This is a genomic window from Pelomonas lactea (assembly GCF_043555885.1).
In the GTDB taxonomy this organism is placed as follows: domain Bacteria; phylum Pseudomonadota; class Gammaproteobacteria; order Burkholderiales; family Burkholderiaceae_C; genus Pelomonas; species Pelomonas lactea.
In genome coordinates this window covers 651,363-676,869 of sequence record NZ_JBIGHX010000001.1, presented here as the reverse complement: position 1 = coordinate 676,869, position 25,507 = coordinate 651,363, and the positions used below count along the sequence as shown (strand labels likewise).

Here is a 25,507-nt window from a genome sequence, read left to right as displayed (position 1 = left end):
AACGAATGGACCAGCTGCGCGCCATCAAGGTCTTTGTCCGCGTCATCGACGAGGGCAGCTTCGCCGCCGCGGCGCGGGCGCTGGACCTGGCGCCCGCCGTCGTGACCCGGCTGGTGGCCGAACTGGAGGAGCACCTCGGCACGCGGCTGCTGAACCGCACGACGCGGCGCCTCGCGCTGACGGAGATCGGCGAGGCGTATCTGGAGCGCGCGCGGCGCATCCTGGCCGACGTGGACGAGGCGGCGGCGCTGGCAGCCTCCGCCACGCAGGAGGTGCGCGGCCTGCTGCGCGTGCTGTGCCCGCCAGCCATCGCCGTGCACCAGCTCGCCAAGCACCTGCCGCGCTTCCACCGCGACTACCCGGCCGTGACGCTGGAGATCACGTCGCCCGGCCCGGTGGACACGGTGGACGACAGCTACGACCTGACCATCTTCCTGACCCGCGAAGCGCCCGACGGCGAGTTCATTGCCCGGCGGCTGGCGCGCAGCGAGTTCATCCTCTGTGCGTCGCCCGACTACCTGGACCAGCGCGGCCGGCCGCAGCACCCGCACGAGCTCAAGCAGCACGACGCGCTGGTGCCGCCGACGCCCGCGATGATGCGCGGCCTGACGCTGCAGCGCGGCGACCCCAGCAAAGGGGGCGAGGAGATCACGCTGCCCATGTCACCCCACCGCGCGACGCTGTCGACGACGCACATGGACACCAACTACGCCGCCGCGCTGCACGGCCTGGGCATCGCCGGCCTGCCCAGCTTCATGGTGGAAGACGCGCTGCTGGAGCAGGCGCTGGAGCGTGTCATGCCGCAGTGGCGGCTGTTCGGCACCACGCTGTGGGCCGGCATGCCGACGCGCAAATACGTGCCGGCGCGCACGCGCGCCTTCCTGGACTTCCTGCTGGAGATCTTCGGCGGCGAGGACAAGGACCCGTGGCTGGTGGCGGCCGGGTGCGCGACCTGTCCTTGAGCCCCTCGCCCAGCCTGGCGCCGCTGAACGCGGGCCCGGCTGGTCGGTCTTGCAGACCGCGCAGCCGACGGAACGGCTGCTCTTCGGCAGGCACGGCAAGTCCACAGGACTTGCCGTGCCCGGCCTCAGCCCCCGAGGGGACGGCGATGCTTGCGGCATCGAGCCGCAAGCACATCGCCAGACGGGCCGGCTTGGGGCGGCCCGGCGCCGGCCCGTGCGGCCTCGCGCGGCGCTACCTCAAGCTGAAGCCCAGGTCGAAGAACTCCGGATGGCGCGCCTCCATCGCCCGCTTCAGGAACCCGAGGGCGACATAGCGCGCCGACGTCTTGGCGATGCGGGCCAGCAGCCGGCGTTCCTCCGCATGGCCCTGGCCCAGCAGCACCAGGTGCTGCCGCAGCGCGCTCCACTCCAGCCGCCGCCAGTACTCGCCGAAGTCGGCGGCCAGCTCTTCGTCCAGCTGCTCCGCGGCGCGGCAGGCCTGCCAGTGGCGCACCGCCCAGTCGATCTCCTGCGCCTCGTCCCAGGCCTGCTCCGGCGGGCGCAGCAGCGTGGCGAGGGCGTCGGTGACGCTGCCGGTCGGTGCGTCGGCCACGAGGCGCTGCAGCACCACGTCCAGCCCGGCATCGGCGATGCGGGCCAGGCCCGCGGCCAGCGCGGCCGGTTCGGGGGGCAGCAGGGCGGGCGGCTGCTCGCGCAGTGCGGCGCAGGCGGTGCGCATGGCCTGGTCGGCGTCGTCGGTCGGGGATGTCATGGCAGGCAAGGGGAAGACAGAGGAGGGGAGAGGGGCCCTCGTGGATAATCGATTTTAAGAAGCCGGCCTCGGCAACCCTCTGACTTCGCGCCTCCTTGCCGCCCGTGCCGCGCCCGTCCCGACCTCCCCACCCCGCCCCGCTGCCCACGTTGATTGCCCTGGCCTTGTGCGCCTGGGGGCAGGCCTCTGCCCGGCCTGCCGAAGACGACGCCGTCACGCTGCGCGGCAGCCGCGTGCTGACGGCGCCCGCCAAGTCGCGTGTCAAGCCGGCGCTGGTCATCAGCGCCGCCAAGGTCACGGCCCAGGCCGAGCAGCAGGCGTCGGCCGAGGGCGACGTCGAGCTGCGCTACGGCGAGTTGCTGCTGAATGCCGACACGCTGAACTACCGCGTCGTCGACGACTTCGCCCGCGCCGAGGGCAACGTCCGCATCAACCACAACGGCAACGTCTTCACCGGGCCGCTGCTGCAGATGTACGTCAGCCGCTTCGAAGGCGAGTTCCTGACGCCCAGCTTCTTCCTGAAGGCCACCGGCGGCGCCGGCAAGGCGCAGCTGGTCAAGTTCATCGACAGCGACCACCTCAGCGCCACGCAGGGCAGCTACAGCAGCTGCCCGGTCGTCGACAACCAGGAGCCGGCCTGGCAGATCACCGCCAAGCAGCTGCGCTTGGACCTGGCCGGCAACGAGGGTCAGGCCGAGGGCGCGGTGCTGCGCTTCCTGGGCGTGCCCATCCTGGCCGCGCCGGGCCTGAGCTTCCCGTTGAGCTCGGCCCGCAAGTCCGGCTGGCTGCCGCCCAACATCTTCCTGGACAACCGCTCCGGCCTGGAGCTGGGCGTGCCCTACTACTGGAACATCGCGCCGCAGCGCGATGCGACGGTGACGCCGTTCGTCATGACCAAGCGCGGCGCGGGGGTCGACGGTGAGTTCCGCTACCTGGAGCCGGGCCATGCCGGCCGCGTCAACGTCGACCTGCTGCCCAGCGACCGTGTCTTCGGCCGCTCGCGCTGGAGCCTCAAGCTCAACGGCGACGGCCTGCTGGGCGACTGGCGCTACAAGCTCAAGAGCGAGCGCGTCTCCGACGACGACTACTGGAAGGATCTGTCGCGCCGCGTCGAGAGCCAGACGCCGCGGCTGCTGGCCAGCGACCTGTCGCTGAGCCGCCACCGCGAGCTGTCCTGGGGCGCCATCGACACCTACGCCCGCGTGCAGCGCTGGCAGACGCTGCAGGGCGCCGACGCGCTGGCGCGTTTCGACTCGCCCTACCAGCGCAGTCCGCAGCTGGGCGTGCGCGTGACGACCGCGGCGGACGAGGCCGTGCTGGACAGCTTCCGGCCCTGGGGCCGCAAGGCGCGGCTGGAGGGCGGGCTGGAGCTGGAATACAACCGCTTCGACCTGCCCGGCTCGGCGCTGGCCGGCCAGCTCAGCCAGTTGCCCGGCGGCCAGCGCGTGCATGCGCTGGGCCATGTGGCCGCGCCGCTGGGCGGCGAGGCCTGGTGGTTCATCCCGCGCCTGTCGTTCAACGCCGCCGCGTACGACCTGGACCGGCCACTGGACGACGGCCGCCGCCGCATGAGCCGCGTCATCCCGACGCTGAGCATCGACCACGGCTGGGTTTTCGAGCGCGACACCAAGCTGTTCGGCCGCGCGATGCGCCAGAGCCTGGAGCCGCGCCTGCTGTACGTGAACACGCCATTCCGCGAGCAGGGCAGCCTGCCCAACTTCGACGCCGCGCCCAAGGACTTCAACTTCGACTCCATCTACACCGACAACCCGTTCTCGGGCGTGGACCGGGTGTCGGACCTGCATGCGCTGAGCTTCGGTGCCACCAGCCGCTGGGTCAGCAGTCGCGAAGGCGAGGAGATCCTGCGCGTGGGCGCGGTGCAGCGCGTGCTGTTCCGCGACCAGCGCATCACGCCCGACGGACAGCCCGTCACGCAACGTTTCTCCGACCTGCTGCTGGCCGCCGCCGCCCACCTGGACGAGCGCTGGTGGGCCGAGAGCACGCTGGAGTTCAACCCCGAGACCAACCGCTCGGTGCGCTCGGTCGTGCGCGCCCGCTACTCGCCGGGGCCATTCAAGACCGTCAGCGTCGCCTACCGGCTGGCCCGGGCGCAGAGCGAGCAGGTCGAGCTCGCCTGGCAGTGGCCGCTGTACGGCCAGCCCGTCACGCAGCGCGGCGCCAACAGCCAGAGCTGCGGCGGCGCCTGGTACGGTGCCGGCCGCGTGCAGTACTCGCTGCGCGACAAGCGCCTGACCGACTCGGTCATGGGCTTCGAGTACGACGCCGGCTGCTGGGTGCTGCGCTTCGGCGTCGAGCGGCTGTCCACCGGCCGCGCCGAGACCAACACCCGCATGATGCTGCAGCTGGAGCTCGTGGGCCTCAGCCAGCTGGGGTCCAACGCCCTGAAGGTCTTGAAGGACAATGTGCCCGGTTACCGCCGGCTGAGTTCCGACCGTTCGCCGAGTTCAGACTTCTTCCCATGATCCATCGCCTCGCTCCCACTTTCCTCGCAGTGACGCTGGCCCTGGCCGCTTTCGGCGCCTCGGCCCAGACCGCGCCTGCGCTGCAGCCGGGGGACTACATCGCCGCCGTCGTCAACCAGGACGTCGTCGCCGCCAGCGAGGTCGTCGCGCGCACCGAGCGGCTGCGCCAGGAGGCGCGCCAGAAGGGCGAGGTCATGCCCGAGACGGCCGGTCTGCGCAAGCAGGCGCTGGATGCGCTGATCGAGGACCGTGTGCTCGTCACCTACGCCCGCGAGAACGGCAACAAGGTCGACGAGGCCGAGCTGGACCGCGTCGTCGCCAACGTCGCCGCGCAGAACAAGCTGACCATGGCCCAGCTGCGCGAGCGGCTGAAGGCCGACGGCACCGACTACAAGAGCTTCCGCGAGAACCTGCGCGACCAGATGATGACCGAGCGCGTGCGCGAGCGCGAGGTGCAGGGCCGCATCAAGGTCAGCGACGCCGAGATCGACGCCTACCTCGACAAGAAGCGCCAAGCGCTGGAGCAGGGCGGGCAGATCAACCTGGCCCAGGTGCTGGTGCCGGTGCCCGAAGGCGCGCCCGAGGCGGTGGTCGCCGAAAAGCGCGCCGTGGCCCAGGCCGCGCTGGCCCGCATCCAGGGCGGCGAGGACTTCGCCAAGGTTGCCCGCGAAGTTTCCGAGGACAGCAACAAGGCGCGCGGCGGCGAGATTGGCATGCGTCCGGCCGACCGCCTGCCCGACATCTTCGTCGGTGCCGTCAAGGACCTGAAGAGTGGTCAGGTCGCGCCCGAGCTGCTGCGTAGCGGCGCGGGTTTCCACATCCTCAAGGTCGTCGAGCGCCAGGGCGGTGCGTCCATGACGCAGAGCCTGCAGACGCATGCCCGCCACATCCTGCTGCGCCCATCGGCCCAGTTGACGGCCGAGGTCGCTGCGCGCCGCCTGGCCGAGATGAAGCGCCAGATCGAATCCGGCCAGGCCACCTTCGAGAACCTGGCCAAGGCCAACTCCGAGGACGGCAGTGCCGAGGGTGGTGGCGACCTGGGTTGGATGGGGGCCGGCGGTTTCGTGCCCGAGTTCGAGGAGGCTATGAACGCGCTGCCGTTGAATGGCATCTCCGGCCCCGTCATGTCGCGCTTCGGCGTGCACCTGATCCAGGTGCTGGAGCGCCGCACCGTGGAGGTCGAGCCCAAGGTGCTGCGCGACCAGGCCCGCGGCGCACTGCGTGAGCAGAAGTACGACGAGGTCTACCAGGAGTGGGTCAAGGAGCTGCGCGCGAAGGCGTTTGTCGAAGTGCGGGAATGGCTGGACTGAAGCACATCCCGCGCAAGCGGTTCGGGCAGCATTTCCTGACCGATGCGGTCCTGATCGACGCCATCGTTGACCTGATCGACCCGCAGGCCGGCGAAACGCTGGTCGAGATCGGCCCGGGGCTGGGCGCGATGACCCTGCCGCTGCTGGCGCGCATCCCGGCAGGGTCGGTGCCGCTCACCGTCATCGAGCTGGACCGCGACCTCGCGGCGCGGCTGCGCAAGCGCGGCGATGTCGAAGTCATCGAGAGCGACGTGCTCAAGGTCGACTTCCGGGCGCTGGCGGCCACCAAGGCGGCCAGGCTGCGCGTCGTCGGCAACCTGCCGTACAACATCTCCACGCCCATCCTGTTCCATCTGCTGGACGCGGTGGACGATGTCGTCGACCAGCACTTCATGCTGCAGAAGGAAGTCGTGGACCGCATGGCGGCCGGCCCCGGCAGCAAGGACTACGGGCGCCTGTCCGTGATGCTGCAGTGGCGCTACGACATCGAGTCCGTGCTGGACGTGCCGCCCGAGGCTTTCGACCCGCCACCGCGCGTGGACTCGGCCATCGTCCGCATGCTGCCTTTGAAGACGCCGCCCGCGCTCGACCCGAAGCTGTTGGGCGAACTGGTCGCCAGCGCCTTCTCGCAGCGCCGCAAGCTGCTGCGCCACAGCCTGGGCCACTGGCTGGCCGAGCGCGGCTACGCGGGCCACTTCGACCTGCAGCGCCGAGCCGAGGAGGTGCCGGTGGACGAGTTCGTCGCGCTGGCGCTGGAAGTTGCGCCGCAGAAATGACAAACGGGACCCGAGGGTCCCGTTTCTTCTTCATCAGACGTTCAGCGCATCAGGCCGCCGAACGTGACGCACGCGCGGTCAGGCCGCGCTCAGCCACATCGACGTGTCGAAGGCGCTGCACATCATCGGCATGTTCACGCCGAAGTTGGGGTTGCCAATCGTCGACTTCGCGCTTTTCGGCGCGGGCTTCTCAATCACCGGGGCCACCTCAGCAGCCCGCTCCCATGACCCGTTTTCTTGGGAGCGGGCTACTGAAAAGAATAGAAACACCGGAAGGGGATCTTCCTGTCGGCCCAGTAGTCGGCCGTGTCGCGGAAGACGTCGAGGAGCTGCTCGCGGGCCTCGCGGTCGAAGCGCACGTTGTCGGGCAGCTGCTCCAGCACCACGACGAAGCCCGGCTGGCTGCCGGCCTTGTGGACGAGGTCGGTCATGCAGTCATGCAGGGCGTCCAGGTTCTTGCCGAAGTGAGCAGGGAAGAGGAAGGCCTGCGCGATGCCGTCCAGCACGTCCTGCTTGGACTGCGCCTCCGACAGATTGGCATACAGGAAATGCTGGCCCGCCTCTTGAGCGGCCTGCATCAAGTCCTCGACCCGGTAGGCCCGTATGGCCTGCACGATATTGGGACGGACGGTCTGCAAAAGCATGGTCGCGTTCCTCCTTTCAAGTCACAAAACTGCCAAAACTCGTCTCGGCCGGCCTCACCGTGCCGCTTCGGCGCGGATGCGCTGGAAGCTGGCATAGTGATCGCCGGTGTAGTAACAGACCTCGGGCGACGTGGGGGGCTTGCCGCCACAAACAAGGCGGCGAGCGCCTCGGTTACGTGCGCCAGGAGTCTTGACCGTGTATTCGCGATAGAAGCCGCGGGCCTTGGGAGGCAGCAGGCGCTCACGATTGCCGAACACCACGCCGTCCTTGCTGTAGGGAAACGGGCCGCCGGCCAACACGAGCCGGTGGGTTTCCTGGGCCTGGACGGGCAGCTCGCTCAGCGAAATTTCAGCCAGAGCGGGCGCGGTGGTGGGGGCTGCTTCCTTGGCTTGCACGCCGCCGGACAGGCCGGACAGCAGCAGGGCGGTGGTCACCGCCGAGGCGCCGGAGCGCCCCAGCCACGAGAGCAAAGACACGGGTTAACCCTTGATTCGAAACCGATATGGTACCGAAGCGACCCCAAAAGCTCAAGCCGGACCCAGGCGCCGGGGTCCGGTCAAGGGGCATGTAAGCCTGCGCTCACATGCGTGCAAGTCGTTGATTTTGCTGGGGTAATGACGGTGTCGTGACAGGTTTTCTCGAACGAAAACTTCTGTCAATTGGGGGAGTCCGGGCGCTTTTGCCCGGGACTCCCGGCCGTGGTGCCGCCGCTCAGCTGCGTGCCGCGTTGGCGTCGGCGACGGTCAGCGCCGTCATGTTGACGATGCGCCGGACGGTGGCGGACGGCGTCAGGATGTGCACCGGCTTGGCCGCGCCGAGCAGCACCGGCCCGATGGCGATGCCGCCGCCGGCGGCCGTCTTCAGCAGGTTGTAGGAGATGTTGGCGGCATCGATGTTGGGCAGCACCAGCAGGTTGGCTTCGCCGGTCAGCGGGCTGTGCGGCATCAGCTGCTTGCGGTAGCCGGCGTCCAGCGCGGTGTCGCCATGCATCTCGCCGTCGACCTCCAGCCACGGCGCCAGCTGCTGGATCAGCGCCAGCGTGTCGCGCATCTTGATGGCCGACGGCTTGTCGCTGGTGCCGAAGTTGCTGTGCGACAGCAGTGCCGCCTTCGGCGTCAGGCCGAAGCGGCACATCTCCTGCGCGGCCATGATGGTGATCTCGGCCAGCTGCTCGGCGGTCGGGTCGTAGTTGACGTGGGTGTCGACCAGCATGACCTGGCGGCCCGGCAGGATCAGGCCGTTCATGCAGGCGTAAGTCTTGACGCCCGCGCGCTTGCCGATGACCTGGTCGATGTACTGCAGGTGCGTGGCGGTGGTGCCCCAGGTGCCGCAGAGCATGCCGTCGACCTCGCCCTTGTGCAGCAGCATCGTGCTGATGAGGGTCAGGCGGCGGCGCATCTCGATCTTGGCGAGCTGCTGCGTGACGCCCTTGCGCTCGGTCATGCGCAGATAGGTCTGCCAGTAGTCGCGGTAGCGGTCGTCGTGCTCGACGTTGACGACGTCGTAGTCGCGCCCCTGCTGCAGGCGCAGGCCGAAGCGCTCGCAGCGCTCGGCGATGACGGCCGGGCGCCCCACCAGCGTCGGGCGTGCCAGGCCTTCGTCGACGACGACCTGCGCGGCGCGCAGCACGCGCTCCTCCTCACCCTCGGCGTAGGCGACGCGCTTGTTGGGCGCGCGCTTGGCGGCGGTGAAGATGGGCTTCATCGTGTTGCCCGAGGCGTAGACGAAGCTCTGCAGCTTCTCGCGGTAGGCATCCCAGTCCTGGATGGGCCGCATCGCGACGCCGGAGTCCTCGGCCGCCTTGGCCACGGCGGGCGCGATGCGCATCATCAGCCGCGGGTCGAACGGCTTGGGGATCAGGTACTCGGGGCCGAAGGACAGCGTCGCGCCGACGTAGGCCGCGGCGACGACTTCGCTCTGCTCGGCCTGGGCCAGTTCGGCGATGGCCTGCACCGCCGCGATCTCCATCTCGACGTTGATCGTCGTCGCGCCCGAGTCCAGCGCGCCGCGGAAGATGTACGGGAAGCACAGGACGTTGTTGACCTGGTTCGGGTAGTCGGTGCGGCCCGTGGCCATGATGGCGTCGTCGCGCACCGCCTTGACCTCCTCGGGCAGGATCTCGGGCGTCGGGTTGGCCAGCGCGAAGATCAGCGGCTGGGCGGCCATCGTGGCCACCATGTCGGCCTTCAGCACGCCGCCGGCGGACAGGCCCAGGAACACGTCGGCGCCCTGGATGACCTCGCGCAGCGAGCGCAGGTCGGTCTTCTGCGCGTACTCGGCCTTGTCCGGGTCCATCAGCTCGGTGCGGCCCTCGTAGACGACGCCGGCCAGGTCGGTCACCCAGATGTTTTCCTTGGGCAGGCCCAGCTTGACGAGCAGCGAGATGCAGGCGAGCGCGGCCGCGCCCGCGCCCGACGTGACGAGCTTCACCTGCTTGATGTCCTTGCCGACGACCTTCAGGCCGTTCAGGAAGGCGGCGCCGACGACGATGGCGGTGCCGTGCTGGTCGTCGTGGAAGACCGGGATCTTCATGCGCTCGCGCAGCTTGCGTTCGACGTAGAAGCAGTCCGGCGCCTTGATGTCTTCCAGGTTGATGCCGCCGAAGGTGGGCTCCAGCGCGGCGATGCAATCCACCAGCTTGTCGAGGTCGTTCTCGGCCACTTCGAGGTCGAAGACGTCGATGCCGGCGAACTTCTTGAAGAGGACGCCCTTGCCCTCCATGACGGGCTTGGATGCCAGCGGGCCGATGTTGCCCAGGCCCAGCACGGCCGTGCCGTTGGAGATGACGGCGACGAGGTTGCCGCGCGACGTGTAGCGGAACGCGTTGGCCGGGTCGGCCACGATCTCCTCGCAGGCCGCGGCCACGCCGGGCGAGTAGGCCAGTGCCAGGTCACGCTGGTTCACCAGCGACTTGGTGGCCGCGATGGCGATCTTGCCCGGCGTCGGGAACTCGTGATATTCCAGCGCGGCCTGGCGGAGTTGGGCGCGTTTTTCTTCTGGGTTCTTCATGGACGTGGAACAAGCAAAGGCGCCGGCCGGCGGGGTGGGAATCATGCCACCTCGGCCCGTGCATGGCCGCTGCGGATGTCCACATGGAGACAATCGCGGCCATGGGTGAATTCGATCTGATCCGGCGCTACTTCCAGCGCCCCGCCACGACGGGCGTCGACGTCGGCGTCGGCGACGACTGCGCGGTGCTGGTGCCCACGCCGGGCGCGCGCTGGCTGGTCTCCAGCGACATGCTGGTGGAGGGCCGGCACTTCCTGTCGACGGTGGATCCGGCGCGCCTCGGTCACAAGGCGCTGGCGGTCAACCTCAGCGATCTGGCCGCCTGCGGCGCCACGCCGCGCGGCTTCACGTTGGCGCTGGCGCTGCCGCGTGTTGACGAAGCCTGGCTGGCCGGCTTCTCGCGCGGCCTGCTCGCGCTGGCCGATGCACACGGCTGCCCGCTGGTGGGCGGCGACACCACGCAGGGCCCGCTGAACCTGTGCATCACCGTGTTCGGCGAGGCGCCGGCGGGCCAGGCGCTGCTGCGCAGCGGTGCCCGGGTGGGCGACGAGATCTGGGTGTCCGGCACGCTGGGCGACGCGCGGCTGGCGCTGGAGGTGTTCCGCGGCACGGTGGCGCTGCCGGGCGACGGCTTCGAGGCCGTGCGCGCGGCGATGGAATGCCCGACGCCGCGCGTCTCGCTGGGCCAGGCGCTGCGCGGCGTGGCGACGGCGGCGCTGGACATCTCCGACGGCCTGCTGGGCGACCTGGGCCACATCCTGGCCGCCTCGCACGTCGGCGCGCGGCTGGACGTGGACGCGCTGCCGCGCAGCGCCGTGCTGGCCGCGCAGCCGGCCGCGCTGCAGCGCACCTGCGTGCTGGCGGGCGGCGACGACTACGAGCTGGTGTTCACCGCCCCGCCGGGTGCGCGGCTGCCCTCGTCCAGCGTGCCGCTGACGCGTATCGGTGTCATCGAGGCCGAACCGGGGTTGCGCGTCGTCGATGGCCGCGGCGATGCCGTCGAGCATGGCCTGCGGTCGTTCGACCATTTCGCGTCATGACCGGCGCCCCCATCCGCCCCACGCCCGCCTTCATGCTGCGCCACCCGGCGCGCTGGATCGCGCTGGGCTTCGGCAGCGGCCTGGCGCCGAAGGCGCCCGGCACGGTCGGCACGCTGTGGGCCTGGATCGCCTTCTGGGCGATGGCGCCGTGGCTGAGCGATGTCGGCTGGGCGCTGGTCATCGGCGTCGGCACCGCCGTCGGCTGGTGGGCCTGCACGCGCTGCGCGCAGCACCTGAACACGCCCGACCCGGGCAGCATCGTCTGGGACGAGGTGCTGGCCTTCTGGCTGGTGCTGTGGCTGATCGCGCCCAGCAGCTTCGTCGGCCAGGCCGTCGCGTTCGGGCTGTTCCGCTTCTTCGATGCCGCCAAGCCGGGCCCGGTGGGCTGGGCGGACCGGCTGTTCAAGACCGAGCGCGGCGCGCCCATCGGCTGGGCGCAGGGGCTGGGCATCCTGGTGGACGACTTCGTCGCCGCCGGCTGTACGCTCGTCGTCATCGCGCTGGTCCGCTACTTCATGGGGTGATGCCATGTCCCACGACAACGCCGAACTGATCGACCGCATCGCCGTGGCGCTGATGCGGCGCCGCGAGCGCATCGGCACGGCCGAGAGCTGCACCGGCGGCCTCATCGCGGCGGCCTGCACGGACATCGCCGGCTCCAGCCAGTGGTTCGAGCGCGGCGTCGTCAGCTACAGCAACGAGGCCAAGGCCGAGCTGCTGGGCGTGCCCAAGGGCCTGATCGCGCTGCACGGCGCCGTCAGCGCCGAGGTCGCCGAGCACATGGCGCGCGGGCTGCTGGCGCATGCGCCCATCGACTGGGCGCTGTCGGTCACCGGCATCGCCGGCCCCACGGGCGGCAGCGAGGCCAAGCCGGTGGGCACCGTGTGGCTGGCGCTGGTGCATGCCGGCCGGCCGGCACGGGTCTGGCGCGAGCACTTCAGCGGCGACCGCCGTGCGGTGCGGGCGCAGACGGTGGTGGCCGGGCTGACGGCGCTGTGCGAGGCGCTGGAGGATGGCGACAACTGACGGTCGCGGCGTTTGAGTTGCGGGCCGAGCGCCGGGCCGCTCCCAAGCCGGCCCGCCTGAGGCGATGTGCGAGCGGCTCATTGCCGCGAGCATCGCCGTCCCCTCGGGGGACCGACCAGGCTTGCCGGCGTTCAGCCGGGCAAGACTGGGCGAGGGGCTAACCCAGCTTGGCCATCACGCTTTCCGCGGTGAGCGTCACGCCTTCGGGCGGCTGCCAGTCCTGTGCCCACGCGATGAACTGCTCCTGCGGCATGGGTTTGCCGATGAAATAGCCCTGGCCCTCATCGCAGCCCAACCGGCTCAGCATGCCCCAGGCCTTGGCCGTCTCCAGGCCCTCGGCCACGACGGTCAGGCCCAGGTTGTGCGCCAGCTCGATGGTGGAGCGCACGATGCGTGCGTCGTCCATGTCGCGCTCCATGGCCATGACAAAGCTTCGGTCGATCTTCAGCTCGTCCACCGGCAGCCGCTTCAGGTAGGCCAGCGACGAATAGCCGGTGCCGAAGTCGTCGATGGACAGCTTGAAGCCCATCGCGTGCAGGTGTTCCAGCGTGGACAGCGCGCGCTGGGGGTCGTCCATGATGGCGCTCTCGGTGATCTCCAGGCAGATGGTGGACGGCGGCACCTGTCGCGGGGTGATCAGCGCCTCGATCTTGGCCGGCAGATCCTGGTCCATCAGGTCGCGGGTGGACAGGTTGACCGACAGCCGCAGCGAGAGCCCCGCATCCTGGGCCTCGCGAGCGAACTTCGCCGCGCCGCTCAGCACCCAGGCACTGAGCATGCGGATGAAGCCGGTCTGCTCGGCGAACGGGATGAACTGCATGGGCGGCACGAGGCCGCGCGTCGGGTGCTGCCAGCGCACCAGCGCCTCGGCGCCGACGACGCTGCCCTTCTGCAGGTCGATCTTGGGCTGCAGGTACAGCCGCAGCTCCTGGTTCTCGACGGCGCGCCTCAGCTCGGACAGCAGCGACAGCGATTCCTGGCTGCCCACGTCCAGCTGCGCGTGGTAGATCAGGCTGCCGCACTGGCGCGCCTTGGCGGCGTACATCGCCAGCTCCGCGCGACCCAGCAGCAGGTTGACGTCCGTGCCGTGCTCGGGGAACAGCGCGATGCCGATGCCGGCGCCCAGGTCGACGGTCTCGTTGTCGATGTGCAGCGGATGCTCGAAGTCCTTCAGGATGGCCAGTGCCGCCTCGCTGGCCGTGCGCGCGTCGGTGTGCGCCAGCAGGATGACGAACTCGTCGCCCGACAGCCTTGCCAGCACCGAGTGCGCCGGCGTGCACAGCGCCTGCAGCCGCTCGGCGACGCTCTGCAGCAGGCGGTCGCCGACATCGTGGCCCAGCACGTCGTTGACATGCTTGAAGCGGTCCAGGTCCAGCATCAGCACCGCGCCGGGCATGTCGCTGTGCAGCAGGTGGTGCTGCAGGAACTCGGCGAAGCGCGCGCGGTTGGGCAGCAGCGTCAGCGGGTCCACGTAGGCGAGGTTGTTGACGAGGGCGTCGCGGCGGCGGATGCCCTCGCGCATGTTCTCCAGCGCCAGCGCCAGCTTGCGCACCTCGTCCAGTTGCGAGGCGGCCGGCACCGGCGTGTCGTAGTCGCCGTCCTCCAGCCGGCGCGCCGAGGCTGACAGCGCCGTGATGGGGTTGCTGATGCCGCGCGCCAGCAGCACGCTGACGGCCGCGAACACGGCCACGCCCAGCAGCGTGATGCCCAGCAGGATGAGCTGCAGCTGCCGGTAGGGCGCCAGCGCCGCGTCCAGCGAGCGCAGCATCAGCACGCCCAGGCGCGGCTCGGCGTCCAGCAGCGGCACGAAGCGCGCGCGCAGCCGCTCGCCGGACAGTTCCATGACGCCGCCGGCCGGCGCCGCGCTGCCCAGCGTCTGCGCCAGCGCGACCGCGGGCTCGGGGGGCAGGTTGTCGACGATGCCCTGCCAGCGGCCGCCGGCGGGCTGCACCAGCACGGCGCTGTCCAGGTCGGACAGCGCCTTCAGGTCGTCCAGCACCTCGCGGTTCAGCTCGAACCCCATCAGCACCCAGCCCACCGGCGCCGGCGTGCGCACCTGCACGGCGACGACCTGGTAGGCACGCCTGCCCTGCACGGCCAGCGCGGTGCCATCGTTGCTGTTGATGCTCTGCTGCAGCGCCGGGCCGAATGACGCCGCGCCGTCGCGCGTGGCCGCGACCAGCTGCAGTTGCGCGTCGAAAAATGCGACGACCGACGCCCCGACGCGCTCGCCCTGGTTGGACAGTGCGTCCTTGATCGTCTCGGCGGTGGCGGCTTCCGCCAGCGACAGGCCGATGGTGGTGCGAAAGCCGTAGTCCTTGGCGAGTAGCTCGGCCGCGTCGTGCAGCTTGCCGGCACGCTGCTCCAGCAGCCGGCGCAGCACGCGCTCGCCGGTCTGCAGCTCGGCGGCCAGCGACTCCTCGGCGTTGTGCGTGATGCCGGCGCGCAGCGCGACGAAGCCCACCAGCTGCACCGCCAGCAGCAGCGCCAGGAACAGGCCGGCGATGCGGCCCTCCAGGCGACGCGGGTTCAGCCAGGCCGGCATCGTTACTCCGCCACGCTCAGCGTGACGGCGCCACCGCCGGGCGGTACCGTGAGCCGCAGGTTCTGCAGCGTGGGCGACTTCTGCTGGTCATGCCAGGCCTTCACGGCGTGCTCGCCGGGCGGCAGGTCGAACGTGGCCTGGCCCTTGTCGTCGGTGCGCGCGAAGGTGGCGGTGTCGACGACGACGACATGGGCGCTCATGCGGTCATGGATGTTGCAGCCCAGCGCAGCGACGCCGGGCTTGTCGAACACGACGGGCTCGGCCGGCGTGCCCGAGTAGAGCTTGATGTCCATCACCTTGATCGGCGAGATCGAGTAGACGTGATGCCGCACGGTGTCGAAGTTCGGGAAGCTGACGGCCGTGCCGGTCTGCACGATGAGCAGCTGCGGCGTGAACTGGCGGTCGCGCTGGCCGATCTCGGCCTTGGCGCTGGTCGTCCTGGCGGGCCGCCCCCGGACCTCCACGGCCACGGCAGCATTGGCCAGCGGCTGCCCCCCCGGGCCGCGCAGCTGCACGGTCACGGGTACGGCCTGGGCCGCAAGCGGGCCCAGCGCAAGCAACAGGATGGCGAGGTGGCGAAGCGTCATGGTGGTGAACTCCCGGGCGCACGATAGCCCAATCGCGCCGCGCGGGTGGCCTGGGGAGGGCCCGCCAAACCCCGGCGGGTGTGCGACAGCACCGACCCGCGCGGGTTTCGCGCCGCGTGCTAGAGGAACCTGGACGGTGCGAAGGCGGTGGGCGGCAGGGCCTGGGTGGTGGCCCAGGCGGTGGCCAGCGCCGCCGTTGCGGCCGCCTGCGTGAGCCCCAGGTGTCCGTGGCCGAAGGCGTAGAACAGGCGGCCGTCGGCGGGGGAGGGGCCGATGACGGGAAGCGAGTCCGGCAGCGACGGCCGGCAGCCCATCCACTGCGTGCCGCCGTCGGTGCGCAGACCGGGCAGGAAGCGGCGCGCCTTGGCCAGCATCGCGTCGGCGCGGGCGTAGTTGGGGGCGGCCCGCAGGCCGGCGAACTCCACCGCACCGCCCACACGCACGCCGCCGGCGATGGGCGTGACCACGAAGCCGTGCCCCGGGAAGCTCAGCTGCCGGCGCAGCGCAAACGCACCGGGCGGCAGCGTCGTGTTGTAGCCGCGCTCGGTCTCCAGCGGGAAGCGTTCGCCGAGGCTGGCGGCCAGCCGGTGCGACCACGGGCCGGCGCAAAGCAGCACGCGCTGCGCCAGCAGCAGCGAGTCGTCGCCCAGCTGCAGCAGCAGTCCCCGGGCCTCGGGCAGCAGGCTGCGAGCGCTCGCGCGCGCCAGGCGGCCGCCGCGCGCGAGGAAGGCCTGGGCCAGGCTGCGGCACAGCAGCAGCGGGTCTTCGACGGTCTGCCAGTGCGGCGTGAACACGGCGTGCTGGATGGCTGGGTTGAGGCCTGGCTGCAGCGCGGCAATCGGGTGACTGCCCTCGATGGCCTGGAAAGCCACGCCGTGAGCGGCGCGTTGCTCCCAGCCGGCCAGTGCCGCCCGCCACTGGGCGGCGTTGTCATAGAGATGCAGGTTGCCACCGTCGCGCAGCTGGGACTCGGCACCGGCCAGGCGCAGCAGCGCAGGCCATTCGGCGGCCGACTGCGCGAGCAGCATTGCCTGGGCCTGGGTGCTGGCGGCCACGCGCGCCGGCCGGCTGGCGCGCCAGAACTTCCACAGCCACGGCAGCATGGCTGGCGTGTAGGCGGGCCTCAGGCTCAACGGCCCCAGCGGGTCCAGCAGCCAGCGCGGTGCCTGGCGCAGGATGCCTGGCGAGGCCAGCGGCAGCACGTCCGCGAAGGCCAGCGCGCCGGCATTGCCGCGGCTGGCGCCCGCGGCCAGGCGCTCGTGTTCGATCAGCAGCACCTGCTGGCCGGCCGACTGCAGCCTCAGCGCGCAGGCCAGGCCCACGATGCCGCCGCCGATGACCAGCGTCTGCACGGCTCGCTTGCCGCCGTGCGGCAGCGGCGGCAGCAGTTCCCACTGCGAGTCGCTCATGCCAGGAGGTAGCCCGTCTTGACCGTCGTGTAGAACTCCGCCGCGGCGGCGCCCTGTTCGCGCGGCCCCAGGCTGCTGGCCTTGCGGCCGCCGAAGGGCACGTGGTAGTCCACGCCGGCGGTGGGCAGGTTGACCATCACCAGGCCGGCCTGGGCGTGGCGGCGGAAGGCTGCCGCGTGCTTGAGCGACCGGGTGCAGACCCCGGCGGCCAGGCCGAACTCGGTGTCGTTGGCCAGCGCCAGGCCGGCCTCGAAATCCGGCACGACCGTCAGGCTGGCCAACGGGCCGAAGGCCTCGACGCGGTCCAGCCGCGTGCCGGGCCGCGCGGGCATCAGCAAGGTCGGGGCAAGGAAATGGCCCTGCGTGGAGCGAACCGGGCGCTCGCCGCCGCAGAGCATTTCGGCGCCGTCGGCCAGCGCGGCCGCGATCTCGCGTTCGACGCCCTCGCGCTGCGCGGCGTCGGCGCAGGGGCCGATCTGCGTCTGGGCGTCGAGCGCGTGACCCACGCGCAAGGCGCGCGTCGCCTCGACGAGGGCCGCGCGAAAGCGCGGCGCGATGCCGGCCGTCACGATGAGGCGGCTGGACGCCGTGCAGCGCTGCCCGGTTGAGTAGAACGCGCCTTGCACGGCGCAGTTCACGGCCTGGTCCAGGTCGGCATCGTCCAGGACCAGCAGCGGGTTCTTGCCGCCCATCTCGAGCTGCAGCTTCTTCAGCCGCAGGCCGCAGTCGGCCGCCAGTCGGCGCCCGACGGCCTGCGAGCCGGTGAAGCTGATGGCTGCGACCTGCGGGCTGTCCACCAGCAGCGGGCCGGCCACGGCGCCGCGCGCCAGCACGAGGTTGAAGACACCCGGCGGCAACCCCGAGCGCTGCACGATCTCCGCCAGGGCCCAGGCGCTGGCGGGTGTGCGCTCGGCCGGCTTGAGCACCACGGCGTTGCCGTAGGCCAGGGCCGGCGCCACCTTCCAGGCGGGGATGGCAAGCGGGAAGTTGAACGGCGTGATGAGGCCCACGACACCCAGCGGTTCGCGGGTGACCTCCACGCGAACGCCTGGCCGCACCGAGTCGAACAGCTGGCCGGACTGGCGCAGTGCCTCGCCGGCGAAGAACTTGAAGATCTGGCCGGCGCGGCCGACCTCGGCGATGGACTCGGGCAAGGTCTTGCCCAGCTCCCGCGCCAGCAGCCGGCCGAGCTCGTCGCGGCGCGCCAGGATCTCCGCGCCGATGCGGTCCAGCGCGTCGGCGCGCTGCTGGGGCCCGCTGAGGCCCCAGGCCGGTGCGGCCGCTGCGGCGGCAGCGATGGCCGCTTGCACGCCGACGGCGTCGGTCTCGTAGGCGGTGCCGACGGGGTCGGCCACGTCGGACGGGTTGTCGTCAGTGACGGGCTCGCCGTGCGGCCACCACTGGCCGCCGATCAGGCTGCGGAACTCCATGCTCAGAGCGCGGGCAGTGTCGGGCGCGTCGCCAGCGCCTGGTGGACGACGGCCTCGACATGGGCGCGGCGCTCGCCGGCCAGCGGCAGGCGCGGTGCGCGCACGCGTTCGTTGGACTGGATGGCCAGGGCTTCCGCGAGCTTGATGTTCTGCACCAGATAGGTCGACACGTCCAGGTCCAGCAGGGGGCGGAACCAGCGGTAGATGCTGAGCGCCTCGGCCAGGCGGCCGGCCTTGACGAGGCGGTAGACGGCCACGGTCTCGGCCGGGAAGGCCACCACCAGGCCGGCCACCCAGCCTTGCACGCCGGCACACAAGGCCTCGAAGGCCAGGTTGTCGACGCCGGTGAAGACGGCGTAGCGCTCGCCCAGCCGGGTCAGGATCTCGGTGGCGCGACGGATGTCGTCGCTGCTTTCCTTGACGGCGACGAAGCGACGGTCGTCGGCCAGCTCCTCCAGCAGGTCGGTCGTCACATCGACGCGGTAGGCGATGCGGTTGGAATAGATCATCACTGGCAGGTCGGCAGCGGCAGCGATGGCGCGCAGGTTGGTGGCGGTCTCGCGCACGTCGGTGTGATAGATGGTGCTGGGCACGACCATCAGGCCGTCGGCGCCGGCCCTGGCCGCTTTCTCGGCCAGCGCACAGGCCTCGCGCGTGCCGGCCTCGGCCACCGTCAGCAGCGCGGGCTTCGTGCCCGCGACCTCCTTGGCCAGCTGGAAGACCTGCAGCCTCTCCTCATGGCTGAGCATGGGGCCTTCGCCGAGCGAGCCGCAGGCGATCAGGCCATCGCAGCCGGCCGCCATCTGCAGCGCAAAGCAGCGCTGCATCTCGGCGGCGTCGAGGCTGCCGTCTTCCTTGAACTTGGTGGTGACTGCGGGAAAGACGCCTTGCCACATGGTGTTGCTGCTCCGGTTCGGGTGAGTGGAATGGCGCGCAGCATATTGCATATTGGATCCAATGTTCAAGTTTTGGATCCAATCTGCAAGACGGCCGAAGCGCCGGGCCACAATGGCGGCATGCCCGCCACGCCCATCACGCTCGCCCGCGCCACGCCCAGCCCCTCGGCGGCCGACCAGGTCTATGAAGCCCTGCACCGCGCCATCATCACGGGCCAGTTGAAGGACGGGGAGCCGCTGCGTCAGGAGGAGCTGGCTCGTCAGCTGCACACCAGCCGCATCCCCGTGCGCGAGGCACTGAACCGCCTGGAGCAGCATGGCCTGGTGCAGATCAAGCGCTTCCACGGCTACACGGTGGCCGGCCACAGCCGTGCCGAGGTCGAGGAGTTGTGCCGCTTGCGCGCGCTGCTGGAGGGTGAGCTGATCCTGAACGCCGTGCCGCGACTGGGCGCCGAAGCGCTGGCCGATGCCAAGAGGCGCTGCCAGGCCTTCTCCAAGGAGGCCGACCCCGTCCGCTGGGGCGAACTGAACCGCGACTTCCATCGCGCCCTGTATGCCGAGGCCGGCATGCCGCACCACCTGCAGGCCGCCGTGGCGGCGCTGGACCGCACCGAGCGCTATCTCGTCGACCAGCTGCAGCTGACCGACGGCCGGGCCCAGGCTCGGGCCGAGCACCTGGCCATTCTCGAAGCCTGTGCGGCCGGCGACGCCAAGGCCGCGGCGCGGCTGACGCGCCAGCACATCCTTGGCGCCTGCGAGCGCTTCTCGGCGTACATGCAAGCGCAGGAAGTGCACGCCATCAAGCCCAAGCGGCGCGCGCACAAGCCCTGACGGTGGCCCTCGGGGACTTCCCGAGGTCCGGCCCGCTTGTGCCGATTTCCGCGCCGCCACGGCGCTGCGCTTCAAGACGTTCTCGCCATGGATTTCTAACGTCCGCCGGGTTCCCACCCAAGACATAGAGGTCCACTTGAAGACACCGCCCAAGACAACACCGCTGCTGGCGCGCAGCACCCTCGCCATCACCCTGGCTCTGCAGACCCTGGCCGCCCAGGCCGCCGATGAAGCCAGGGACAGCAAGCTGCTGGACCGCGTCGTCGTCACCGGCTCCAACATCAAGCGCACCGACGCCGAGACCTCGCAGCCGCTGCTGACGGTCTCGCGCGACGAGATCAAGGCGTCGGGCGCCCTGACCGTCGGCGAGGTTCTGGGCAACCTCACCAACAACGACCGCGGCGCGCTCAGCGACCTGGGCGGTGCCAACTCCTGGGCCAGCGGCGCCTCGGGCATCTCGCTGCGCAACCTCGGCACGGGCGGCACGCTGACCCTGCTGAACGGCCGTCGCCTGGCGAGCTATGGCTTTGCCGACAACCTGCAACTGAACTTCACCAACATCGACGCCATTCCGGCCAACCTCATCGAGCGCGTCGAGATCCTGAAGGACGGTGCCTCGGCCATCTACGGCTCCGACGCGATCGGCGGCGTCATCAACATCATCACGACGAAGGACTTCCGCGGCGTCGGCCTGGCCGTCAGCGCCCAGCAGTCGCTGCGGCGCAGCTGGCTGGCACGCGACCGCTCGGGCTCGGTCACCGCGGGCTTCGGCAGCCTCGACGGCGACGGCTACAACGTCTACGGCCACCTGGAGCTCTACCAGCGAGGCAGCTACAAGGACAGCGACGTGCGCCCGCTGCTGCCGGCGTGGTATGTGGAGCAGAACCCAGCCCGCCTGCAGCGGTCGTCGGGCTCCTTCCCCGGCAACTACACCGGGAGCTACCCCGCGAACTACAAAGACCCGGCGCTCGCCGGCAAGAGCTTCACGACGGCGGCACCGGGCTGCGCGCCGGAGAACCTGGTGGGCGCCGTCTGCATGTACGACTACTGGAAGGACAGCGACGCCCGCCCGGCCACGGACCGCCTGACCGGCATGCTGGGTGGCCGCTACAAGATCAGCAACGACCTGACCGCCTTCACCGAACTGCAGTTCGCCGACATCCAGGCCAAGTACTACACCAACGTCCCGCGCAGCCAGGCGGCCGGCTTCACGTCGAACTGGTACGACTCGCTGAAGGGCGAGCTGCAGAGCTTCAGCCACCCGGCTCTGCCGGTGGGCCATCCGCAGAACCCGTATGAGTTCCCGGTCACGCTGGCCTACCGCTTCGTCGACAACCCCGAGATGTTCAAGAACGTCGGCGCCTCCTTCGATCACCGGCTGGTGATGGGTGTCGAGGGCACGGTGGCCGGCTGGGACATCGACACCGCCATCGGCACCATGGGCTCGCGTGCCACGCAGCGCCAGCACCTCTACCTCGACCGCTACGGGTATGCCGAGGCCGTCACCAGTGGCACATACAAGTTTGGCCAGGTCAACTCGGCGGACGTGCTGAACAAGATGTTCCCGGAGATGGGGTCCACCGGCCACTACCGCCAGCAGTTCGTCGACTTCAAGGGCTCGCGGGAGATCTACCAGCTGCCGGCGGGCCCGCTGATGATGGCTGTGGGTGCGGAGCTGCGCCACGAGGACTTCTTCCACCGCAGCATGGACAACGTGCTGCAGGCGCGCATCGTCGGCTTCTCGGGCGTCAACATCGAGGGCAGGCGCAACACTGCCGCCGTCTTCACCGAATTCGCGGCGCCCATCACCAAGCAGCTGGAGGCGACGCTGGCCCTGCGCGGCGACAAGGTCTTCAACGGCTTTGGCGCCGTGACGCCCAAGCTGCAGCTGGCCTTCCGCCCCGCCAAGGCCCTGCTGCTGCGAGGCACGCTGACGCAGGGCTTCCGCGCGCCCAGCCTGCCCGAAACCGGCAATGGCGGCGCCTCCTGGTTCAACAACGGCCGCAACGACCCCAAGCGCTGCGGCACCGCCCGCGCACTGCGCGATGCGCTGAAGACCGGCAACGCCGCCGACCAGATCGAAGCCAACCTGGCCTTCAACTCGGGCTGCTCGGTCAGCTTCCCGTCGGCCGTCACGCCCAATCCCGACCTCAAGCCGGAGCGCTCCAACAACGCGTCCATCGGGCTGGTCGTGCAGGCCCTGGACAACGTCAGCGTCTCGATTGACTACTACGCCATCAAGCGTCGCGAAGAGATCGGCGTGCCCGACATCGCGCAGATCCTGCAGAACGAGGACAGCAACCCTTCGCTGATGCCTCGCGACGCCGTCAGCGTGCAGGACCAGCTCTGGTCGCAGCGCGCCAAGGAGCTGACCGGCCAGACCATCGCGTTCGGCAGCGGCGCCATCCGCACCATGCGCCTGCAGTACCGCAACTTCTACAAGACCCAGGTCAGCGGCGTCGACATCGACCTGCGCAGCCGCTGGGCGCTGGGCGACTGGGGCAAGCTGGACCTCAACCTGGAGGCCAACATCCAGAACAAGCTGCTGTACTGGGACACCAACGCCAATGCCTACCGTGTGAATCGCGTCGGCTACGACGGCGTGCCGCGCGAGCGCGTGGTGCTCAAGGCCAACTGGAGCCGCGGCGACTGGAAGCTGGGCAGCCGCGTCAACTACGCCAGCTCGACCAAGCTGGCCTCGGACGAGCGGGACGACAGCTACTACCAGCCCGAGGGCTGTGCCGAACGCGACGAGCCGGACAGCAACTGCCGCGTCAGCAGCTGGACCAGCACCGACCTGTGGCTGCAGTACGGCGGCATCAAGCACTGGACGCTGTCGGCAAACCTCCTCAACGCCTTCAACGAGCAGCCCGCCGTCTATCGGCGCCCGGCCGGCCTGCCCAACCTGAATGGCCGCGTGCTCAAGGTCAGCGCCGAGGTGAAGTTCTGATGCGGCTGCTGGCCCTGCTGATGGCGGCCAACCTGGCCGCCGCCGCGACGCCGCCGGCCGACATGGCCGACCCCTACCGCTGGCTGGAGGACGTCGACGGCGAACGCGCAATGGACTGGGTGCGCCGCCAGCAGCCGACGCTCGACCCCGTGCTGACGTCGCCCGGTTTTGCCAGGCTGGAGGCCGAGCTGGCCGCGGTGATGGCCTCGCCGGCGCGACTGGCGCCGGGCGAACAGCGGGGCCGCCATGTCTACAACTTCTGGCGCGATGCGGAACACCCGCGTGGCGTCTGGCGGCGCAGCGCGCCGGAGGACTACCTGAGAGGCCGGCCACGGTGGGAGACCGTGCTGGATCTCGACGAACTCGCCAAAAGCGAGGGAGAGCGCTGGGTCTGGGCCGGGGCGAACTGCCTCGCGCCCGAGGCCCGGCGCTGCCTCCTCAGCCTGAGCCGGGGCGGCGGTGACGCCCATGTGCTGCGCGAGTTCGACACCGTGGACCGCCGCTTCATCGCTGCAGGCGAGGGCGGCTTCACGCTGCCCGAGGCCAAGGGCGGCGCGGGCTGGATCGATGCCGACACCTTGGGCGTCTACACCGACTTCGGCCCCGGCAGCCTGACCCGGTCGGGCTATCCCCGGCAGCTGAAGCTGTGGAGGCGCGGCACGCCGCTGGCGGACGCGACGCTGTTGCTGGAGGGCGGTGTCGACGAGGTCGGCCTGTGGGCCTGGGGCGAGCACCTGGATGGCCGCCAGCAGTTCATGCTGGAGCGCCGCACCAGCTTCTTCGCCGGCAAGCAGTATTTGCTCCGCGACGGCCGTCTCGTCGAGCTGCCCAAGCCCGACGACGCGCAGGCCAGCCTGTTCGGCAAGCAGGCGCTGATCGAGCTGCGCTCGGACTGGGGCGCCTACGCGGCGGGCGCCGTGATCGCCACACCGCTGCAGCCCTGGCTGGAGGGGCGGCCCAGCTTCACGCTGCTGCACGACCCGGCACGCGACGGCGCCCTGCAAAGCCTGGTGCCGCTGCGTGACGCGCTGCTCGTCGTCAGCATGCGCGACGTGCGCCAGCACCTCGCCGAATGGCGGCCTGCCGGTGCGCGCTGGAAGCGCCGCGCGGTCCCTGCCGGCGAGCTGGAGAGTCTGTCGGTCGCCGCGCTGGCAGGCCAGACCTCCAACCGCTATCTGCTGACGCGCAGCAGCTTCCTGGCGCCCGCTCGTCTCCAGGCCGCCGAGGCTGGACGAGCCAGGCGGCAGACGCTGCAGCAGCTGCCGGCCTTCTTCGATACCCAGGGCCTGGAGGCGCGGCAGCTGCACGCCACCTCGGCCGACGGCACCTCGATCCCCTACTTCATCGTCGCGCCGCGCGGCCCCGTGCCCGAGGGTGGGCGGCCCACGCTGCTCTACGGCTACGGCGGTTTCGAGATCTCGATGCGGCCGGCCTACAACGCCATCCTCGGCCGCGCCTGGCTGGCGCGCGGCGGCGTCTATGTGCTGGCCAACCTGCGCGGCGGCGGCGAGTTCGGGCCGCGCTGGCACCAGGCGGCTCAGCGTGAGCACCGCCAGCGCAGCTTCGACGACTTCATCGCCGTTGCCGAGGACCTGCAGCGCCGCGGCATCACGCGGCCTGCCAAGCTGGGCATCATGGGCGGCAGCCTGGGCGGCCTGCTGACCTCGGTGGCCCTGGTGCAGCGGCCCGAGCTGTTTGGTGCCGTCGTCAGCCAGGTGCCGCTGACCGACATGCGCCGCTACCACGAGATGCTGGCCGGCGCGTCGTGGATGGAGGAGTACGGCAACCCCGACATCCCGGCGCAGTGGGACTACATCGGCAGGTACTCGCCGTATCACAACGCGACTGCAAACCGTCGCTACCCGCCGGTGCTCTACACCAGCTCCACGCGCGATGACCGCGTCCATCCCGGCCATGCCCGCAAGATGGTGGCGCGGCTCCAGGAGCAGGGACACGAGGTGCTGTACTGGGAGAACACCGAGGGTGGCCACGCCGGGGCGTCGACGCCGGCGCAGCAGGCGCGGCTCTGGGCGCTGAGCTACGGCTTTCTGCAGCAGCGGCTGATGCCGCCGCCCGCCCCCTAGCGCGGAGCGTGCAGTTGACGGTAGTGGGACGGCGTCAGGCCCACCGTGGCCTTGAACTGGCGGGTGAAGGCGCTCTGGTCCGCATAGCCGCAATCGAGTGCCAGCTCGGCCATGCTGACGGGTGTCGTCGCCGCCAGTCGCGCCCGCGCGGCGTCCACCCGCACCTGCACCAGCATCTCGCGCGGCGTCAGCTGGAAGACGCGGTGGAACATGCGCTCGACACGGTCGGCGCTCAGGCCCGCCTCGCGACCCAGTTCGCCGAGCTGCAGCGGCTCGGCATAGCGCCTGCGGATGCAGTCGGCGATGCGGGCGATGCACTGGTACTGCGGGTGGCTGTGGTCGGGCAGGCCGAGGTCGCGCGACAGACCCGCCACCCCCGCGATGCGGCCGGCCGCGTCGCGGATGGGCAGCTTGTGCGTCAGGCACCAGCCCGCGCGCAGGTCGGGGTAGACATGCAGCTCCAGCTGCCGATGCAGGGCCTGGCCGCTGGCCATGACCTGGCGGTCCTGGTCGAGAAAGGCCTCGCCCATGGTGGCCGGAAAGAGGTCGCGCGCAGTGCGACCGAGCAACTCCTCGCGCCCGCGCAGGCCGCAGCGACGCCACAGGCTGCGGTTGGCGCTGCGGTAGCGGCCCGCGCCGTCCTTCACGAAATACACCACGTCGTCGAGCGGTTCGAACAGGTGCTCGAGCAAGCGCAACGCATCCTGCCCCAGGTAGGCCACTTCATCGAGCGCCGGCACGTCGACGGCATCACTCATCCCACCACTCCACCC

20 protein-coding genes are annotated in these 25,507 nt (G+C 70.5%); 10 read left to right on the top strand and 10 right to left on the bottom strand.

What is annotated here, in order from left to right; translation table 11 throughout:
* Positions 1-5 precede the first annotated feature (5 nt).
* Entirely contained in the window at positions 6-962 is a 957-nt protein-coding gene (locus ACG04Q_RS02975) for a LysR family transcriptional regulator (RefSeq protein ID WP_394509329.1), read from the top strand.
* A gap of 232 nt (positions 963-1,194) precedes the next feature.
* Here ACG04Q_RS02975 and ACG04Q_RS02970 read toward each other — a convergent pair whose 3' ends face one another.
* On the bottom strand, positions 1,195-1,713 hold the full coding sequence (locus tag ACG04Q_RS02970; RefSeq protein WP_394509328.1) for a hypothetical protein: 519 nt from the start codon (positions 1,711-1,713) through the stop codon (positions 1,195-1,197).
* A 149-nt stretch (positions 1,714-1,862) separates the two neighbouring features.
* Between ACG04Q_RS02970 and ACG04Q_RS02965 the strand changes: the two genes are divergently transcribed.
* From ACG04Q_RS02965 to rsmA, 3 genes are read left to right on the top strand one after another with little or no spacing between them, the layout of a single operon-like run.
* Positions 1,863-4,196: an LPS-assembly protein LptD gene (locus ACG04Q_RS02965; RefSeq protein WP_394509327.1), complete on the top strand. Its 2,334-nt coding sequence runs from the start codon at positions 1,863-1,865 to the stop codon at positions 4,194-4,196.
* Positions 4,193-5,506, top strand: coding sequence for a peptidylprolyl isomerase (locus ACG04Q_RS02960; RefSeq protein ID WP_394509326.1), 1,314 nt, complete (start codon positions 4,193-4,195; stop codon positions 5,504-5,506). The genes ACG04Q_RS02965 and ACG04Q_RS02960 overlap by 4 nt, the downstream gene beginning before the upstream one ends.
* Positions 5,503-6,282 carry a 16S rRNA (adenine(1518)-N(6)/adenine(1519)-N(6))-dimethyltransferase RsmA gene (gene rsmA, locus ACG04Q_RS02955; RefSeq protein ID WP_394509669.1) on the top strand — a complete coding sequence of 260 codons (780 nt, stop codon included), beginning with the start codon at positions 5,503-5,505 and terminating at the stop codon, positions 6,280-6,282. Before ACG04Q_RS02960 ends, rsmA begins: the two co-directional genes overlap by 4 nt.
* A gap of 248 nt (positions 6,283-6,530) precedes the next feature.
* Here rsmA and ACG04Q_RS02950 read toward each other — a convergent pair whose 3' ends face one another.
* From ACG04Q_RS02950 to ACG04Q_RS02940, 3 genes are all read right to left on the bottom strand, one after another.
* Positions 6,531-6,926: a barstar family protein gene (locus tag ACG04Q_RS02950; RefSeq protein ID WP_056873061.1), complete on the bottom strand. Its 396-nt coding sequence runs from the start codon at positions 6,924-6,926 to the stop codon at positions 6,531-6,533.
* 54 nt (positions 6,927-6,980) lie between these two features.
* Positions 6,981-7,361 (bottom strand): guanyl-specific ribonuclease, encoded by a 381-nt coding sequence (locus ACG04Q_RS02945; protein ID WP_394509325.1) that lies wholly within the window; start codon positions 7,359-7,361, stop codon positions 6,981-6,983.
* Between the two features lie 277 nt (positions 7,362-7,638).
* Entirely contained in the window at positions 7,639-9,936 is a 2,298-nt protein-coding gene (locus ACG04Q_RS02940; RefSeq protein ID WP_394509324.1) for an NADP-dependent malic enzyme, read from the bottom strand.
* Between the two features lie 101 nt (positions 9,937-10,037).
* Between ACG04Q_RS02940 and thiL the strand changes: the two genes are divergently transcribed.
* The 3 genes from thiL to ACG04Q_RS02925 are packed head-to-tail and all read left to right on the top strand — an operon-like array spanning position 10,038 to position 12,002.
* Entirely contained in the window at positions 10,038-10,976 is a 939-nt protein-coding gene (gene thiL, locus ACG04Q_RS02935) for a thiamine-phosphate kinase (protein ID WP_394509323.1), read from the top strand.
* Positions 10,973-11,500 (top strand): phosphatidylglycerophosphatase A family protein, encoded by a 528-nt coding sequence (locus tag ACG04Q_RS02930; RefSeq protein ID WP_394509322.1) that lies wholly within the window; start codon positions 10,973-10,975, stop codon positions 11,498-11,500. The genes thiL and ACG04Q_RS02930 overlap by 4 nt, the downstream gene beginning before the upstream one ends.
* A gap of 4 nt (positions 11,501-11,504) precedes the next feature.
* Entirely contained in the window at positions 11,505-12,002 is a 498-nt protein-coding gene (locus ACG04Q_RS02925; protein ID WP_394509321.1) for a CinA family protein, read from the top strand.
* Between the two features lie 157 nt (positions 12,003-12,159).
* Here the strand turns inward: ACG04Q_RS02925 and ACG04Q_RS02920 are convergent, their stop codons facing one another.
* From ACG04Q_RS02920 to ACG04Q_RS02900, 5 genes are all read right to left on the bottom strand, one after another.
* Positions 12,160-14,547: a putative bifunctional diguanylate cyclase/phosphodiesterase gene (locus ACG04Q_RS02920; protein WP_394509320.1), complete on the bottom strand. Its 2,388-nt coding sequence runs from the start codon at positions 14,545-14,547 to the stop codon at positions 12,160-12,162.
* A gap of 2 nt (positions 14,548-14,549) precedes the next feature.
* Entirely contained in the window at positions 14,550-15,134 is a 585-nt protein-coding gene (locus ACG04Q_RS02915) for a methylamine utilization protein (RefSeq protein WP_394509319.1), read from the bottom strand.
* Positions 15,135-15,253: 119 nt separating this feature from the next.
* A complete protein-coding gene (locus ACG04Q_RS02910; protein ID WP_394509318.1) occupies positions 15,254-16,543 on the bottom strand; it encodes an NAD(P)/FAD-dependent oxidoreductase in 1,290 nt (429 codons plus the stop codon).
* Positions 16,540-17,973 carry an aldehyde dehydrogenase family protein gene (locus tag ACG04Q_RS02905; protein ID WP_394509317.1) on the bottom strand — a complete coding sequence of 478 codons (1,434 nt, stop codon included), beginning with the start codon at positions 17,971-17,973 and terminating at the stop codon, positions 16,540-16,542. The genes ACG04Q_RS02910 and ACG04Q_RS02905 overlap by 4 nt, the downstream gene beginning before the upstream one ends.
* A 2-nt stretch (positions 17,974-17,975) precedes the next feature.
* On the bottom strand, positions 17,976-18,869 hold the full coding sequence (locus ACG04Q_RS02900; RefSeq protein WP_394509316.1) for a dihydrodipicolinate synthase family protein: 894 nt from the start codon (positions 18,867-18,869) through the stop codon (positions 17,976-17,978).
* 120 nt (positions 18,870-18,989) lie between these two features.
* Between ACG04Q_RS02900 and ACG04Q_RS02895 the strand changes: the two genes are divergently transcribed.
* From ACG04Q_RS02895 to ACG04Q_RS02885, 3 genes are all read left to right on the top strand, one after another.
* Positions 18,990-19,700 (top strand): GntR family transcriptional regulator, encoded by a 711-nt coding sequence (locus ACG04Q_RS02895; protein ID WP_394509315.1) that lies wholly within the window; start codon positions 18,990-18,992, stop codon positions 19,698-19,700.
* 136 nt (positions 19,701-19,836) lie between these two features.
* Positions 19,837-22,650, top strand: a complete 2,814-nt coding sequence (locus ACG04Q_RS02890) for a TonB-dependent receptor plug domain-containing protein (protein ID WP_394509314.1) — start codon at positions 19,837-19,839, stop codon at positions 22,648-22,650.
* The gene (locus tag ACG04Q_RS02885; RefSeq protein ID WP_394509313.1) at positions 22,650-24,734 is read left to right on the top strand and encodes a prolyl oligopeptidase family serine peptidase; all 2,085 of its coding nucleotides are present in this window, start codon (positions 22,650-22,652) and stop codon (positions 24,732-24,734) included. The genes ACG04Q_RS02890 and ACG04Q_RS02885 overlap by 1 nt, the downstream gene beginning before the upstream one ends.
* Here ACG04Q_RS02885 and ACG04Q_RS02880 read toward each other — a convergent pair.
* Complete coding sequence (locus ACG04Q_RS02880; RefSeq protein WP_394509312.1) at positions 24,731-25,492, bottom strand: helix-turn-helix domain-containing protein; 762 nt, start codon at positions 25,490-25,492, stop codon at positions 24,731-24,733. The two genes, ACG04Q_RS02885 and ACG04Q_RS02880, sit on opposite strands and share 4 nt — an antisense overlap.
* Positions 25,493-25,507: the final 15 nt, after the last annotated feature.